Origin of the sequence: Acidovorax sp. Leaf73, from assembly GCF_916855635.1 — a bacterium.
Lineage (GTDB): Bacteria > Pseudomonadota > Gammaproteobacteria > Burkholderiales > Burkholderiaceae_C > Acidovorax > Acidovorax facilis.
In genome coordinates, this window is the sequence record NZ_CAKASI010000006.1 from 372,382 (window position 1) to 387,677 (window position 15,296).

The 15,296-nt window shown below is 64.5% G+C and carries 13 protein-coding genes; 7 read left to right on the top strand and 6 right to left on the bottom strand.

Features of this window, described 5'->3' with window-relative positions:
- Window positions 1–16: 16 nt before the first annotated feature.
- The 3 genes from metK (at window position 17) to LPA35_RS21455 (ending at window position 2,173) form a co-directional block, all read left to right on the top strand.
- Window positions 17–1,198 carry a methionine adenosyltransferase gene (gene metK / locus LPA35_RS21445; RefSeq protein ID WP_056060126.1) on the top strand — a complete coding sequence of 394 codons (1,182 nt, stop codon included), beginning with the start codon at window positions 17–19 and terminating at the stop codon, window positions 1,196–1,198.
- Between the two features lie 283 nt (window positions 1,199–1,481).
- Window positions 1,482–1,667 (top strand): DUF1328 domain-containing protein, encoded by a 186-nt coding sequence (locus LPA35_RS21450; RefSeq protein WP_055399302.1) that lies wholly within the window; start codon window positions 1,482–1,484, stop codon window positions 1,665–1,667.
- Window positions 1,668–1,714: 47 nt separating this feature from the next.
- Entirely contained in the window at window positions 1,715–2,173 is a 459-nt protein-coding gene (locus LPA35_RS21455; protein WP_055399304.1) for a hemerythrin domain-containing protein, read from the top strand.
- Between the two features lie 34 nt (window positions 2,174–2,207).
- Here LPA35_RS21455 and LPA35_RS21460 read toward each other — a convergent pair whose 3' ends face one another.
- Both LPA35_RS21460 and LPA35_RS21465 read right to left on the bottom strand, forming a co-directional pair.
- Entirely contained in the window at window positions 2,208–3,449 is a 1,242-nt protein-coding gene (locus tag LPA35_RS21460; protein WP_228898826.1) for a diguanylate cyclase, read from the bottom strand.
- 159 nt (window positions 3,450–3,608) lie between these two features.
- On the bottom strand, window positions 3,609–4,280 hold the full coding sequence (locus LPA35_RS21465; protein ID WP_055399308.1) for an NUDIX domain-containing protein: 672 nt from the start codon (window positions 4,278–4,280) through the stop codon (window positions 3,609–3,611).
- Between the two features lie 164 nt (window positions 4,281–4,444).
- Here LPA35_RS21465 and LPA35_RS21470 point away from each other — a divergent pair, with 164 nt between their 5' ends.
- The 4 genes from LPA35_RS21470 (at window position 4,445) to LPA35_RS21485 (ending at window position 9,393) form a co-directional block, all read left to right on the top strand.
- A complete protein-coding gene (locus tag LPA35_RS21470; protein WP_228898828.1) occupies window positions 4,445–5,302 on the top strand; it encodes a cysteine hydrolase in 858 nt (285 codons plus the stop codon).
- A 46-nt stretch (window positions 5,303–5,348) separates the two neighbouring features.
- Window positions 5,349–6,542, top strand: coding sequence for a nicotinate phosphoribosyltransferase (gene pncB, locus LPA35_RS21475; RefSeq protein ID WP_228898830.1), 1,194 nt, complete (start codon window positions 5,349–5,351; stop codon window positions 6,540–6,542).
- Between the two features lie 4 nt (window positions 6,543–6,546).
- Window positions 6,547–8,247 (top strand): NAD+ synthase, encoded by a 1,701-nt coding sequence (locus LPA35_RS21480; RefSeq protein WP_228898831.1) that lies wholly within the window; start codon window positions 6,547–6,549, stop codon window positions 8,245–8,247.
- A 108-nt stretch (window positions 8,248–8,355) separates the two neighbouring features.
- Window positions 8,356–9,393 carry a bifunctional nicotinamide-nucleotide adenylyltransferase/Nudix hydroxylase gene (locus LPA35_RS21485; protein ID WP_228898832.1) on the top strand — a complete coding sequence of 346 codons (1,038 nt, stop codon included), beginning with the start codon at window positions 8,356–8,358 and terminating at the stop codon, window positions 9,391–9,393.
- An 84-nt stretch (window positions 9,394–9,477) separates the two neighbouring features.
- On the opposite strand, the gene LPA35_RS21490 is transcribed toward LPA35_RS21485, so the two are convergent.
- The 4 genes from LPA35_RS21490 to preA form a co-directional block, all read right to left on the bottom strand.
- Entirely contained in the window at window positions 9,478–10,734 is a 1,257-nt protein-coding gene (locus tag LPA35_RS21490) for a Zn-dependent hydrolase (RefSeq protein WP_228898833.1), read from the bottom strand.
- Between the two features lie 26 nt (window positions 10,735–10,760).
- Window positions 10,761–12,212 (bottom strand): dihydropyrimidinase, encoded by a 1,452-nt coding sequence (hydA, locus tag LPA35_RS21495; RefSeq protein WP_228898834.1) that lies wholly within the window; start codon window positions 12,210–12,212, stop codon window positions 10,761–10,763.
- Between the two features lie 77 nt (window positions 12,213–12,289).
- Window positions 12,290–13,747, bottom strand: a complete 1,458-nt coding sequence (locus LPA35_RS21500) for an NCS1 family nucleobase:cation symporter-1 (protein ID WP_121507475.1) — start codon at window positions 13,745–13,747, stop codon at window positions 12,290–12,292.
- 222 nt (window positions 13,748–13,969) lie between these two features.
- A complete protein-coding gene (preA, locus tag LPA35_RS21505) occupies window positions 13,970–15,283 on the bottom strand; it encodes an NAD-dependent dihydropyrimidine dehydrogenase subunit PreA (protein WP_228898841.1) in 1,314 nt (437 codons plus the stop codon).
- Window positions 15,284–15,296: the final 13 nt, after the last annotated feature.

A 15,296-nucleotide genomic window follows, 5' to 3' on the forward strand; every position in this document is an offset into this window, starting at 1 on the left:
ACAGGAGTTTATTCAAATGGCGAACGACTTTCTCTTTACCTCGGAATCCGTCTCCGAAGGCCACCCCGACAAGGTGGCCGACCAGATCTCGGACGCGATTCTCGATGCAATCTTCAAGCAAGATCCCCGCAGCCGCGTCGCCGCCGAAACGCTGACCAACACCGGCCTCGTGGTGCTGGCGGGCGAAATCACCACCAACGCCCACGTGGACTACATCCAGGTGGCGCGCGACACCATCAAGCGCATCGGATACGACAACACCGACTACGGCATCGACTACAAGGGCTGCGCCGTGCTGGTGGCCTACGACAAGCAGTCCAACGACATCGCCCAGGGCGTGGACCACGCGAGCGACGACCACCTGAACACCGGCGCTGGCGACCAGGGCCTGATGTTCGGCTACGCCTGCGACGAAACGCCCGAGCTGATGCCCGCGCCCATCTATTACGCGCACCGCCTCGTCGAGCGCCAGGCCCAGCTGCGCAAGGACGGCCGCCTGCCGTTCCTGCGCCCCGATGCCAAGTCGCAAGTGACGATGCGCTACGTGGACGGCAAGCCCCACAGCATCGACACCGTGGTGCTCTCTACCCAGCACCACCCCGACCAGAGCGAAACGCAAACCAAGATGAAGGCCTCGTTCACCGAAGCCATCATCGAAGAGATCATCAAGCCCGTGCTGCCCAAGGAATGGCTGCAGAACACGCGCTACCTGATCAACCCCACGGGCCGCTTTGTCATCGGCGGTCCACAAGGTGACTGTGGCCTGACCGGCCGCAAGATCATCGTGGACACCTACGGCGGTGCCTGCCCCCACGGCGGCGGCGCTTTCAGCGGCAAGGACCCAACGAAGGTGGACCGCTCGGCAGCCTACGCTGCCCGCTATGTGGCCAAGAACATCGTGGCCGCAGGCCTGGCGCGCCAGTGCCAGATCCAGGTGGCGTATGCCATCGGCGTGGCCGAGCCCATGAACATCACGGTCTACACAGAAGGCACGGGCGTGGTGTCGGACGAGCGTCTGGCAGCGCTGGTGCGTGAGCATTTCGACCTGCGCCCCAAGGGCATCATCCAGATGCTGGACCTGCTGCGTCCCATCTATGAGAAGACCGCAGCCTACGGCCACTTCGGCCGCGAAGAGCCCGAATTCAGCTGGGAGAAGACCGATAAAGCTGCTGCGCTGCGCGCTGCAGCCGGGCTGTAAAGCCCGCCGCGCGATAGCGCGGTTTTCGGTCTGCGGACGAAGCTCATATCGCGTCAGCGATGTGAGCGCAGACCAAAAGACCGTCAGAGCCGTCCCACCTCCAAAGCCGCAACGCTCCGCGTTGCGGCTTTTCTTTTGACGCTTCACCACTGCCCGCCAGCGGCCCTCTCCTACACCCACCGCCCGCCCGCACTGACGGCGCTGCCGACGGCCCCTCGGTATCGTTCCTGCACACCCTTTCGCAGCCCCGCTGCCTGAACATCCACTGCAAGGAGCGACCACCATGCTGAAGTACGCCATCATTTTTGCCCTGATCTCCCTGGTCGCCGGTGCCCTGGGATTCAGCGGAGTCGCCGCAGGCGCGGCGGGCATCGCCAAGGTGCTGTTTGTGCTGTTCCTGGTGATTGCCGTGGTGTTTGTGGTGCTGGCCGTCATCGGCGTGGGTGCCGCGCGCAAGGTACTCAAGTAGCCCACCGCACCTTTGTCACAGCTCCACATTCCCCACACAGCCGCACCATGACCGACACCACCAATATCTTTGAAGCCCTGCGCGAGAGCCACGAACGCCAACGAGCGCTGTACACCGCACTCACCGACACCAGCGGAGACACCCCCGAGCGGCGCGAGCTGTTTGACCAGCTCAAGCAGGAACTGACGGCCCATGAGCGGGCTGAGGAACGGCATTTTTATATTCCGCTGATGGCGCACGACGCGGGCATCGACCTGTCCCGCCACGCCATTTCAGAGCACCACCAGCTCGATGAACTGCTGGAGTCACTGGAAGAGGCAGATCCGGCCACCCCCAGCTGGCTGCCGCTGGCCAAGAAACTGGCGGAGAAGGTGGAACACCACCTCAAGGAAGAAGAACACCGCTTCTTCCAGATGGCTGGCAAGCTGCTGACGGAGAAGCAAAAAACCGCGCTGGCGGCGGACTACCGGGCTGACTATGAGGAGGCCAAGGCCGCCATGGCCTGAGCGTGCCGGGCTCTGCCCGGAGACACGCAAGGGGTCATACGGACTCTTCGGCCTGCACTACGCAGTTGCGACCGCTGGACTTGGCCTTGTACAGCGCCGTGTCCGCGCGCTTGATCAGGGCGTGGCTGTCTTCCTTGTGGTCCCAGGTGGCCACGCCAAAACTGGCGCTTACATGGCCCACTGCGTCGAACGGCACGCCTGCAATGCGCGCGCGCACCGCCTCGGCCATGGCCATGGCGGCATCCACCGGGGTTTCCTTGAGCAGGATGATGAACTCCTCGCCCCCGAAACGCGCAGCGCAGTCGGACGACCGCAGCAGTTCGCGCACACGCAGCGCCGTGCTCTTGAGCACCACATCGCCCGAGTCATGCCCAAAGGTATCGTTGATGCGTTTGAAAAAGTCGATGTCAAACATCACCACCGACAGACTGCCCTTCTTGATGCGGGTGTCGGCCATCTCGGTCTCCAGCCTCTCAAAGAAGCGGCGGCGGTTGACCAGGTCCGTCAGGAAGTCCTTGGTGGCCAGGTCTTCCAGCTTGCGGTTGAGCCGCGCCATGGGCTCGATCACCAGCGACGACAGCGACAGGTTGAGCCCGACGAAAAGCAGCACAAAACTACCCACCAGCGCCGCCATCACCGTGTTGAAGGTCTGACGCGCCTTCTCCAGCGGGAAGTACATCGGCACCTTCACCACCTGGATGCCCACCGTCTCGTTCATGCCCCAGCCAAACCCGTTCTTGTCGCCATAGACTTTGAGCATGGTGGGCGGCGCCACGGCCGGTGTGCTGTGACAGGCCATGCATTGCGCCTGCTTGATGGTGATGGGGCGGGCCACGTACATGGCGCGGTGCATGCCCTCGCCCACCTCGCCGGTGACCTCTTTCTTGAGGTCGGCCCGGCCTTCGCGGAAGTCGCCGATGATGCGTTCCTCCCACTCGTTGGCACGGTCGCGCAGGTTGGTGGGGTTGAGCACTGCCTCCTTGTACTCATAGCCCGGAAACCGGTTCTGCAGGCGGCGCAGGGTTTCGGTGGCCGCGTAGGCAGGCACCGTCTGCGGCAGGAATTTCTCGGCCAGCGTCACGTCCAGGTGGGGCTTGACCAGCTCTGTCGTGTAGTCGCGGATCGCCATGGCCGCGTGCATCATGATCTGCGAGTTGTGCTGCACCTCCTCGATGGCAGACTGCTGCAGAAAGCGGTGCACATAAACTCCCGCCCCCGCCGCTGCCACCAGCAGCACGGCCGCCAGCACCAGGTTGAATTTGAGCCGCAAAGACATGGATTTCCCTCAGGTGCCAGCGTTGTGCCGGCTTGTTGTTGGTGGTGCAACGGCAGCCATCCTGGCCCGCGCGACGCACCCACCGTTCGTGGGACACAAAGTTTGCGTTTGTGCCAGATTTCCGTGCGGCGGTCCAATAGTTTGTGCGCTAAGCCCGCGCTACAGCCCGCGCGCGCTCAGCGACAGATTGCGCCGGTAGGCCGGGCGCACCCGGTACAGCTGCGCGGGCCGGTGGGCGCCGCCGCCTTGCAGTGCTCCCGGCACCGGCTCCAGCATGGCCAACTCGTCCATCTTGCGGCGAAAACTCACCTTGTTGACCGGCTCGCCCAGCACCGCCTCGTACACAGCCTGCAGCTGCGGCAGCGTGAACGGCTCGGCGCACAGGTGCACGGGCATGGACGAATACTGGCTTTTGCTGCGCACGCGGGCCACGGCGGCATCGACCATGGCACGGTGGTCAAAAGGCAGCGCAGGCAATTCGGCCACGGGTACCAGCGTTAGCGGTGCCTGCGCCAGCACCTCAGGCGGCACCAGGGCACAGTAAGCGACGGCCAGCGACCAGCCCCGGGGGTCGCGCACCGGGCCGGAGAAGGTGGCCAACTGCTCCAGGTACGGGCTCTGCAAGCCCGCCTTGTCGCGCAGCACCCGGGCCGCGCTGGCCTGGGCATCGGCATCTTCTTGCGCATGGATGTAGCCACCCGGTAGCGCCAGAGCCCCGGCAAACGGCGCGCGCTCACGGCGCAACAGGGCCACTTGCAACGCCCCTTGCTGCAAGGTCAGCAACACCACATCGACGGTACAGATCACAGTGGGCAAAGCGGATTCGGTCATGCGCCGAGTTTGTCACAAGCATGAACAAACCGGCACCCAGATCGAGAACCACATTCCCTGGCGCAAATTCTTTGAGACCACTACGAAACAAGTGCTTTCAACTTAGTTAGTTCATTTTTTTTACTAACAAGATTACACTGCATCCAACAACCCAGGAGAAGACCATGGCCCACAACATCCAGCTGCTGGTGATCGACCCCCAAAACGACTTCTGCGACCTGCCCATGGCCTGGCAACCCACCGATGTACTGACCGGCCAACGCACCGCACCCGCCCTGCCTGTGCCGGGTGCCCATGCCGACATGCAGCGCCTGGCCCAGTTCATCCGCAACCAGGGCGACCAGCTTGATGGGATCACCGTCACGCTCGATTCGCACCAGCGCTTTGATATCGCTCACCCTGGCTTCTGGCAAACCGGCGCGGGTGCCGATGTGGCGCCCTTCACCCCCATCACCACCGCCCAGGTGCGCGCAGGCGACTACACACCGCGCGATACCACAGCCCTGCCCCGCACCCTGCGGTATCTGGACGCACTCGAAGCCCAGGGCCGCTATACGCTGATGGTGTGGCCGGTGCACTGCGAGGTGGGCAGCTGGGGCCATGGCGTGCACGCCGATGTACTGGCCGCTTGCGGGGCCTGGCAGCTCCAGCACCAGCGCGCGGTGCGCAATGTGTTCAAGGGCACCAACCCCTGGACGGAGCACTACAGCGCCATCGAGGCCGAGGTGCCCGATGCGGACGACGAAGGCACCGCACTCAACACCGCCCTGCTGCAGTCGCTGGGCCAGGCCGATGTGCTGCTGGTCGCGGGCGAGGCCAGCAGCCACTGCGTGCGATCAACCACCGAGCACATCGTGCAGCACCTGCCCCGCCTGGTGCCGGGCTGGCAGGCGAGTCGCATCGTGCTGCTGACCGACGGCATGAGCCCCGTGGGCGGGTTCGAGGCGCAGCACCAGGCATTTCTGCAGGTCATGCGGGCAGCCGGTGCGCATCTCGCAAATATGAATGAAATCAGGCTCTAGCGCCTATCTATCAAGTGCTAGCAGCTACCAATTTTGGAGCAACACCATGAACCCCGTCATCACCAGCCTGCTCGACACCGATCTCTACAAGTTCACGATGTGGCAGGCCCTGCTGCACCGCCACCCACAAACACAAAGCGAATACCGCTTTGTGTGCCGCAACACCCCAGCCTACCCGCTGGCCGAGCTGCTGCCCGAGGTGAACGCTGCGCTGGACCACCTGTGCAGCCTGCGCTTCACGCCAGAAGAGCTGGCCTATGTGGGCAGCCTGCGCTACATCAAGAGCGACTTTGTGGACTTCCTGCGCATCTTCCAGTTCCAGCGCAGTTTCATCAGCGCCTGGGCCGAGGGTGAGCAACTGCACATCGTGGCGCAAGGCCCACAGGTGCATGTGATGGGGTTTGAGATCTTCGTGCTGGCCATCGTGAACGAACTGTACTTTCGCCGTTTTGACGCGGCCCAGGCCCTCGCCAGCGGCCGTGCACGGCTGGCCGCCAAAGTGCATCAGCTGCAGGCCCTGGCCCGGCAGGCCACGCTGCGCCACCCTTTCGAGCTGTTCGACTTTGGCCTGCGCCGCCGCTACAGCGGCGCCTGGCAGCGCGAGGTGGTGCAGACCTTTGCCACACAAACGCCGCACTGGTTCAAGGGCACCAGCAACGTGCTGCTGGCACGCGATTTGAACCTGGTGCCCATCGGCACCATGGCGCACGAGTATTTGCAGACCTACCAGGCCCTGGGCGTGCGGCTGCGCGACTTCCAAAAGGCCGCACTCGAAGACTGGGTGCAGGAATACCGGGGCGACCTGGGCATTGCGCTGACTGACACCGTGGGCATGGACGCCTTTCTCGCTGACTTTGACCTGTACTTCGCCAAGCTGTTCGACGGCCTGCGCCACGACTCAGGCGACCCGGTGGCCTGGGGCGAAAAAGCCATCGCGCACTACACCCGGCTGCGCATCGACGCACACACCAAGCGGCTGGTGTTCTCGGACGGACTCGACCTGGAACGCGCCCTCATGCTGTATCGCCACTTTGGCGACCGCACACAGCTCGGCTTTGGCATTGGCACCAACCTGACCAACGACATGGGTGCAGACCACAAGCCGCTGAACATCGTGATGAAACTTGTGCGCGCCAACGGGCAGCCCGTGGCCAAGCTGTCGGACACGCCTGGCAAGACGCTGTGCGACGATGAAACCTACCTGGCCTACCTGCGTCAGGTTTTCAACGTGAAGGACTGACACCATGCTCCGCATCACCCTTGCCCAGCTCAACTTCACCGTCGGTGACATCGAAGGCAACGTGGCCCGCATGGTGGCCGCCGCGCAGCAGGCGGCGCGCGAACAGGCCGACCTCGTCGTGTTCAGCGAGCTGTCGCTGTGCGGCTACTACCCCGGCGACATGCTGGAGGAAACCGGCTTTCAGCAACGCATCGAGTCCGGTATCTCCGCGTTACAACAGGCCTCTGCTGAACTACCCCAGCTGCACTGGGTGTTGGGCGCGCCCACACCCGCGCGCGGCCCCGGCAAGCGCTTGCACAACAGCCTGCTGGTGCTGCAAGGCGGGGCTGTGCGCCTGCAATACGCCAAGCAGCTGCTGCCCACCTACAACATCTTTGACGAGCGCCGCCACTTCGAGCCCGGACCAGACGTGGCCAAGGTGCTGCGTGTGGGCAGCACGCAGGTGGGCCTGCTGATCTGCGAAGACGGCTGGAACGACCACGGCGCCGACTACGCCACCAACCCTTTCGAGCGCATGCGCGACGCCGCGCCCGACCTGGTGGTGAGCATCAACGCCAGTCCCAGCCACACTGGAAAACGCGAGCAGCGCCACCAGATCTTTGCCGACGCCGCGCGCCGCCACGGCCTGCCGATCCTGTACGTGAATCAGATCGGTGGGCACGACCAGGTGGTGTACGACGGCGCATCGTTCGCGGCCGAGCCCGATGCGGGTGTCGTCTTTGAAGCGCAGCGGTTTGTGGAAGACGTGTGCACGCTGCAGTTCGACAACGGGCATTTTCTGAGCGCGGAAGGCGCACGCCCCGCCCCCGTGCCCGCACAGGGTCTGCCCACCATGGACTTCTACCGCCAGCAGATCGTGCTGGGCCTGCGTGACTACGCACGGCGCTGCGGCTTTACGCAGGTGGTGGTGGGCAGCTCGGGCGGCATCGACAGCGCGCTGACGCTCGCCTTGGCCGTGGAAGCGCTGGGTGCGGACAACGTGGTCGGCATCACCATGCCCTCGCGCTACTCCAGCAGCGGCTCGGTCGATGACTCGGTGGTGCTGTGCCGCAACCTGGGGGTGCAGCTCTTCACACACCCGATTGCCGAGCTGGTGGCGGGCTATGCGCAGCAGTTCGAGGCCAGCTTTGGCAAACCACTGGCGGGCCTGCCACTCGAAAATCTGCAGGCGCGCATTCGCGGAACGGTGCTGATGGAGTACTCCAACGCCTTCGGCCACCTGCTGCTCACCACGGGCAACAAGAGCGAAATCTCGGTGGGCTACTGCACGCTGTATGGCGACACCAACGGCGGGCTGGGCTTGATTGGCGACCTCTACAAGACGGAGGTGTTTGCCCTTTCGCGCCACGTCAACGAACACGCCGGGCGCGTGCTGATTCCACAGGCCATCATCGACAAGGAACCCTCTGCCGAACTGGCCCCCGGCCAGCGCGATGTGGACAGCCTGCCGCCCTACCCCGTGCTCGACGAAGTGCTCAAGCTGCTCATCGAAGGCGACCGCCTTTCTGCTGCGGAGCACGCGGCGGCCCAGAATTTTGTGGCCCAGCTGCAAACCGACGACGCGGGCCGCGCCCTGGTGCAGCGCGTGCGCATGATGGTGGCGCGTAACGAATACAAACGCCGCCAGGCCCCGCCCATCGTGCGCGTGCGGGCCCGGGCCTTTGGCAGCGGGCGCCAGATGCCTATTGCTGCGCGGTATGTGTAATACGGCTCCAGGGTAAAATTACTACCAAAAAGATAGCTGCTAGCGCTTTACAGATAAGCGCTAGCGACCAAAAACACTTAAAAATCACCCGATAACGACTGGAGACACATGGTCGATACCGCCATCTACATCGGGCGTTTTGAACCCGTGCACAACGGCCACATGGCGCTGCTGCAGCGCGCGCTCGACAGCGCGCAGCAGGTCATCGTGGTGGTGGGCTCGGCCTGGCAGGCGCGCTCGCCCAAGAACCCCTTCACCTGGCCAGAGCGCGAGGCCATGCTGCGCAATGCGTTGCCCGAGGTCGACCGCAGCCGCATGGTGGTCCTGCCCATGCGCGACTACTACAACGAGGCGGTCTGGGTGCAGGCCGTGCGCCAGGGCGTGGCGCGGCTGACGACACCCGGTGCGCGGATCGGACTGGTGGGTCACTTCAAGGACGCCACCAGCGGCTACCTGAGCGCGTTCCCGGGTTGGGAGCTGATCCATGTGGAGCGCCAGGGGCCGATTGACGCCACCGCCATCCGCGGCGCCTGGTTTGGCGCCACACCCGACACGGTGCAGTCCGCCCTCGCTCCTCTGGCTGACCAGATGCCTGCCAGCACCCTGGCCACGCTGACCGAGTTTGCGCAGACCCCGCACTACCTGGCGCTGCAGCAGGAGTGGCAGATGCTGCGCGGCTACCGGCAGGCCTGGGCCGCCGCGCCCTACCCACCCGTCTTCGTGACGGTGGACGCGGTGCTGCGCTGCCAGGACCATGTGCTGCTGATCCGCCGCGCACACGCACCCGGCAAGGGCCAGCTGGCCGTGCCCGGTGGCTTCATCGAACAGCGCGAAACGGTGTGGCAGTCCTGCCTGCGCGAACTGGTGGAAGAAACCCACTGCCACCTGCCCGAGGCCACCATGCGCGCCGCGCTGCAGTCCGTGGCCGTGTTCGACCACCCCGACCGCAGCCAACGTGGCCGCACCATCACGCATGCGCACTACTTCGACCTGGGGGACGCGCCGTTTCCGCTGGTACAGGCCGATGACGACGCGATGCTGGTGCAGTGGACACGCATCGACCAGCTGGCGGGGATGGAAGAGGAATTCTTTGAAGACCACTTCCACATGCTAGACCACTTCTTGGGGTTGACGGAGCTGCACTGACAACGTGCAGCCAGACTTCAAGCAAGAACAGCCTCTAGCGCTTATCCAATAAGCGCATAAAGCTATTATTTGAATAGCACCACCTCACGTCCCCGCACGCTCCAGCATGGCATGCAGCAGCACGTTGCATCCCGCCTCGATGTGCTCGGGTTTGGCATCCTCGATCTCGTTGTGGCTGATGCCGTCCTTGCAGGGGATGAAGATCATGCCGCTGGGCGCCAGCTTGGCCATGTAGACCGCGTCGTGCCCCGCGCCCGAGACAGCGGGCATGTGGCTGTAGCCCAGCTTGGCTGCGGCGCGGCCCACGGCCTCCACACACTCGGGCTGGAAGAGTTGCGCGGGGTAGCTCGACACCATCTCGATGTGCACCTGCACACCGTGTTCTTGGGCCACCTGGTCGGCGAAGGCCTTGACCTCAGCGGCCATGGCATCAACCAGCGCGTCGGTGCTGTTGCGCAGGTCGATGCTGAACTTGACCCGGCCGGGGATGACGTTGCGGCTGTTGGGGAACACTTGCACCATGCCCACGGTGCCGCGCCCGTGCGGCGGGTGGCGGTGGGCGGCAGCGACTACGTCTTGCATGATGCGTGTGGCGGCCAGCATCGCGTCCTTGCGCAGGGCCATGGGCGTGGGGCCGGCGTGGGCTTCCATGCCGGTCACGGTGCAGTCAAACCAGCGGATGCCCAGCACGCCGCTGACCACGCCGATGGTCTTGTCGTTGTCTTCCAGCACGGGGCCTTGTTCGATGTGGGTTTCGAAGTAGGCGCCGATGGGGTGGTCTCCCGGTTCCTGGTCTCCGATGTAGCCGATGCGCTCCAGCTCGCCCTTCACCGTCTTGCCTTCGGTGTCGGTGGCGGCGTAGGCGTGCTCCAGCGTGAAGGCTTTGGCGAACACGCCGGAGCCCATCATCACGGGCACAAAGCGGCTGCCTTCTTCATTGGTCCAGAAGGCGACTTCGATGGGGGCCTCGGTTTCGATGCCGTGGTCGTTGAGGGTGCGCACCACCTCGATGCCTGCCAGCACGCCGTAGTTGCCGTCGAACTTGCCGCCGGTGGGCTGGGTGTCGATGTGGCTGCCGGTCATGATGGGTGGCAGGCTGTTGTTGCGCCCGGGGCGGCGCATGAAGCCGTTGCCGATCTTGTCGATGGTGACGGTCATGCCAGCTTCTCGTGCCCAGCGGGTGACCAAATCACGACCCTGCTTGTCCAGGTCGGTGAGGGTCAGGCGGCACACGCCGCCCTTGGGCGTGGCGCCGATCTGCGCCAGCTCCATGAGTGACGCCCACAGGCGATCGCCGTCGATGCGCAGGTTTTCGATGTCGGGTTTGACTTTGGTGTCCATGGTGTTCTCCAGATGCATTGCAGCGCTTAGCGCGCCACCGCCGAGGGGGCCAGGTCCTGCGCACGCTTTTGCACGGCCTGGAAATTGGCGCCAAACGCGGGGCGCTTGATGTAGCGGCCCTTGCCCTGCTCCGCCCGCAGGTCGCCGTTGGCAAACACCACGCGGCCCTGGCTCACGGTGTGGCTGGGAATGCCGCGCACGGTGCGGCCTTCAAAGATGTTGAAGTCGCCCTTGCTGAACTGCGTCTTGGCCGAGAAGGTCTTGGTGCCTTGCGGGTCCCACAGCACCAAGTCGGCATCGGCACCTTCGCCGATGAAACCCTTGCGCGGATAGATGTTGAACAGCTTGGCCGCATTGGCCGAGGTGATGGCCACGAACTCGCTGGGCGTGAGGCGCCCGGTGTTCACGCCGCCATCCCACAGCGCGGCCATGCGTTCTTCCACGCCGCCCGTGCCGTTGGGGATCTTGGCGAAATTCTCCTTGCCCATAGCCTTCTGCGCGGCGCAGAAGGTGCAATGGTCTGTGGCGGTGGTATGCAGCTGGCCCGACTGCAGGCCGCGCCAAAGCGCCTCCTGGTGGCCCTTGGGGCGGAAGGGCGGGCTCATCACATAGGCGGCGGCTTTGGCAAAGTCAGGGTCGCGGTAGACGCTGTCGTCCACCAGCAGGTGGCCCGCCAGCACCTCGCCGTACACGCGCTGGCCGCGCGCACGTGCGCGGGCAATGGCGTCGGCCGACTCCATGCAGCTCACATGCACCACGTAGATGGGAACGCCCAGCACGTCGGCGATGGCGATGGCGCGGTTGGCGGCCTCGGCCTCGACCATGGGCGGGCGCGACAGCGGGTGGCCCTCGGGGCCGGTGATGCCCATCTTCGCGACCTCCTGCTGCAGCAGGTACACCAGCTCGCCGTTCTCGGCATGCACCGTGGGCATAGCGCCCAGCTCCAGCGCGCGCTTGAAGCTGTTCACCAGGGTTTCGTCGTCGCACATGATGGCGTTCTTGTAGGCCATGAAGTGCTTGAAGCTGTTCACGCCCTCGTCCTGCACCAGCGTGCCCATGTCGGCGCGCACCTGCTCGCTCCACCAAGTGACGGCAACGTGGAAGGAATAGTCGGCCGCCGACTTCTCGGCCCAGCCGCGCCACTTGCGGTAGGCGTCCATCAGCGGCTCCTGCGGGTCGGGGATCACGAAGTCGATGATGCTCGTGGTGCCGCCGGCCAGCGCGGCGGCCGTGCCGGTGTAGAAGTCGTCCATGGTGACGGTGCCCATGAACGGCAGCTGCATGTGGGTGTGCGGGTCGATGCCACCGGGCAGCACGTACTGGCCGCTGGCATCCAGCGTCTGCGCACCTGCGGGGGCCTGCGCCGCAGCCCCGTCCCCCACGGCCACGATGCGGCCATCGACGCACAACACATCGGCGCGCTGTTCACGGTCGGCGTTGACCACGGTGCCACCGCGGATCACAAGGGCTTGGGTCATGGGGGTCTCCTTCAGGGATACGGATCAGATCAAAAAAAGGCCCTGCACTGGCACCAGGCCCAGGCAGGGCCAAGGGGTCACTTCTTCTTGGCAGTCAGGTAGTAGTAGGTGCCGGCCACGGCCAGGCTGAAGAACCAGCCAAAGTCAAACAGCGCGAGCAGCAGGCCGGGCACAGCCGCCTTGTCGATCACGCCCGACACGGCCAGGTAGCCCGGCAGGCAGGGCAGCACGCCCAGCGCAAAGGCAATCAGCGCCTGCACGTTCCAGCCATTGCTGTACTCGTATTCGCCGCCGCGGCGGTACAGGTCGTCCACCTTCAGCTCGCTCTTGCGCACCAGGTAGTAGTCCACCAGCAGGATGCCCGCGATGGCGCCCAGCAGCGTGCCGTAGCCGCCCAGCCAGGTGAACAGGTAGCCGCCCGAGGTGGCCAGCAGCTTCCAGGGCATGAACACCAGGCCAATCAGCGCGGCGATCAGGCCACCCATGCGGAAGCTGATCTTGGACGGTGCGACCTGGCTGAAGTCATACGACGGCGACACCAGGTTGGCGGCGACGTTGGTGGTCAGGTTGGCCAGCAGGATCACCAGCAGGCCCACGCCCGCAGCCACGCTGCCCATTTGCGTGAGCAGGCCGTCGGGGAACAACTGTGCCTTGCCATACAGGATGGCTGAGGCCGAGAAACCAATCACACCCACCATGGAGAACAGTGCCATGGGAATCGGCAGGCCGATGGCTTGGCCCATGACCTGGTCCTTTTGCGACTTGGCAAAGCGCGTGAAGTCCGGGATGTTGAGCGCAAGCGTAGCCCAGAAGCCGACCAGGCCCGTCAGCGCCGCCCAGGTCTTGGGGCCACCCTCGACCACCTTGGCAGGCAGGTTGAAGAGCTGGCCCGAAGGCACCTTCATCATCAGCACCACGACGAGCACGATGGACGCAATGATCATCAGCGGCGCGGCGATCACTTCGAGCTTGCGGATGGACTCTGGGCCCTTCCAGATGAAGTAGATGTGCACTGCCCAGAACGCGAGGAAACACATGAACTGCGAGGTGCTGATGGTCTGCCCCTCGGCCGGGCCCGCGAGCCCCATGCCCAGGATGTTCAGGAAGCCATGCAGCGCCAGCGCGCCGAAATAGCAGTTGATGGAGAACCAGCCACACGCCACCAGGCCCCGCAACACGGCAGGCAGGTTGGCGCCTTTCACACCGAACGAAGCGCGCGCCAGCACCGGGAACGGCACACCATATTTGGGTCCCACACGGCCGATCAGCACCATGGGCACGAGCACGATGCAGTTGGCCAGGAACACCAGCCACACCGCCATCTGCCAGGTGAAGCCCTGGTCGAGCATGGAGCTGGCCATGGTGTAGGTGGGCACACACACCACCATGCCCACCCAGAGTGCAGCGAAGTCTTTCCAGGTCCAGTGTCGCTGCGCGGCGGTGGTGGGGAGCAGATCTTCATTGGCGAGCGTGTTGGAGGCTCCGCCGGGCATTAGCCCCGCCACGTGGGCAGCGCTGCCGGTACTGTTGGTCATGCCTGTACTCCTGTCAAAGACGTCGTTGGGGTTGCACACAACCCGCCGTCTGTTTCAGCGCCCTCACGCTGGCAGATGGCGGGCAAAGGGAAGCGAGCGATGCTAGAGATCACGCAAGAACTGCACCAGATGCAGTGCAGCATGCGTTGCAAATCAGCACCACAACGGGTGCTGTCACAACGCATTGCGGGGTCTGTGGCACACGCACGCATGGGCCGCATATCAAGCCGCTGCAGACACGCGCTGCGGGTTGTTGGGGTGCGTGGTCCAGTTGGCGTATTCGCCGGTAACTTTCTTGCCCGTGCGCACATCAACTTCGCCGGGCGCGAGCGCGCGCATGGTGATGCACTCTGGCACGGGGCAGATCGACACGCACAGGTTGCAACCCACGCACTCGGCCTCGTTGATCTCGAACTTGCGCACGCCACCCTCTTTGGTGAAGGTGATGGCCTGGTGCGAGGTGTCCTCGCACACCACATGGCAGCGGCCGCACTGGATGCAGGCATCCTGGTTGATGACGGCTTTTTCGATGTGGTTGAGATTGAGGTTCTTCCAGTCCTTGACCGTGGGCACGGCCTGGCCCTTGAAGTCATCCAAGGTGGCGTAGCCGTGCTCGTCCATGAAGTTGGACAGCCCATCGCACATGTCCTGCACGATCTTGAAGCCGTACACCATGGCCGCCGTGCACACCTGCACCGTGCCGCAGCCCAGCGCTATGTACTCGGCCGCATCGCGCCAGGTGGTGATGCCGCCGATGCCACTGATGGGCAGGCCCGCGGTCTGCGCGTCGCGTGCAATCTCGGCCACCATGTTGAGCGCAATAGGCTTGACGGCCGGGCCGCAGTAGCCGCCGTGCGAACCCCAGCCGTCGGTGCTCGGGCTCATCACCATGCGGTCCAGGTCCACACCCATGATGGAGTTGATGGTGTTGATGAGCGACACCGCATCGGCCCCACCCGCCTTGGCGGCGCGTGCGGGCTGGCGCACGTCGGTGATGTTGGGCGTGAGCTTCACGATCACGGGCAGCTTGCTGTAGTGCTTGCACCAGGCCGTGACCATCTGGATGTACTCGGGCACCTGGCCCACGGCCGCGCCCATGCCACGCTCGCTCATGCCGTGGGGGCAGCCGAAGTTGAGTTCGATGCCATCGGCGCCGGTGTCTTCCACGAGCGGCAGGATGTTCTTCCAGCTCTGCTCCTCGCACGGCACCATGAGCGAGACGATCATGGCGCGGTCCGGCCAGTTGCGTTTGACGCGCTTGATCTCTTCGAGGTTGGTGTGCAGCGGCCGGTCAGTGATCAGCTCGATGTTGTTCAGGCCGATCACACGGCGGTCTTGCGACATCAGCGTGGAGTAACGCGGGCCGTTGACATTGACCACCGGTGGGTCTTCGCCCAGCGTCTTCCACACCACGCCGCCCCAGCCCGCCTCGAAGGCGCGGGTGACGTTGATCTCCTTGTCGGTGGGTGGCGCGGACGCGAGCCAGAAGGGGTTGGGACTTTGGATGCCCAGAAAATTGCTGCGAATGTCTGCCATGGGGTGCTCCCGT

Coding starts and splice junctions, on each gene's coding strand:
- LPA35_RS21450 (WP_055399302.1), top strand. CDS start 1,482: ATGCTGAAGTACGCCATCATTTTTGCCCTGATCTCCCTGGTCGCCGGT.
- metK (WP_056060126.1), top strand. CDS start 17: ATGGCGAACGACTTTCTCTTTACCTCGGAATCCGTCTCCGAAGGCCAC.
- pncB (WP_228898830.1), top strand. CDS start 5,349: ATGAACCCCGTCATCACCAGCCTGCTCGACACCGATCTCTACAAGTTC.
- LPA35_RS21485 (WP_228898832.1), top strand. CDS start 8,356: ATGGTCGATACCGCCATCTACATCGGGCGTTTTGAACCCGTGCACAAC.
- LPA35_RS21460 (WP_228898826.1), bottom strand. CDS start 3,449: ATGTCTTTGCGGCTCAAATTCAACCTGGTGCTGGCGGCCGTGCTGCTG.
- LPA35_RS21480 (WP_228898831.1), top strand. CDS start 6,547: ATGCTCCGCATCACCCTTGCCCAGCTCAACTTCACCGTCGGTGACATC.
- LPA35_RS21500 (WP_121507475.1), bottom strand. CDS start 13,747: ATGACCAACAGTACCGGCAGCGCTGCCCACGTGGCGGGGCTAATGCCC.
- LPA35_RS21490 (WP_228898833.1), bottom strand. CDS start 10,734: ATGGACACCAAAGTCAAACCCGACATCGAAAACCTGCGCATCGACGGC.
- LPA35_RS21470 (WP_228898828.1), top strand. CDS start 4,445: ATGGCCCACAACATCCAGCTGCTGGTGATCGACCCCCAAAACGACTTC.
- preA (WP_228898841.1), bottom strand. CDS start 15,283: ATGGCAGACATTCGCAGCAATTTTCTGGGCATCCAAAGTCCCAACCCC.
- LPA35_RS21465 (WP_055399308.1), bottom strand. CDS start 4,280: ATGACCGAATCCGCTTTGCCCACTGTGATCTGTACCGTCGATGTGGTG.
- hydA (WP_228898834.1), bottom strand. CDS start 12,212: ATGACCCAAGCCCTTGTGATCCGCGGTGGCACCGTGGTCAACGCCGAC.
- LPA35_RS21455 (WP_055399304.1), top strand. CDS start 1,715: ATGACCGACACCACCAATATCTTTGAAGCCCTGCGCGAGAGCCACGAA.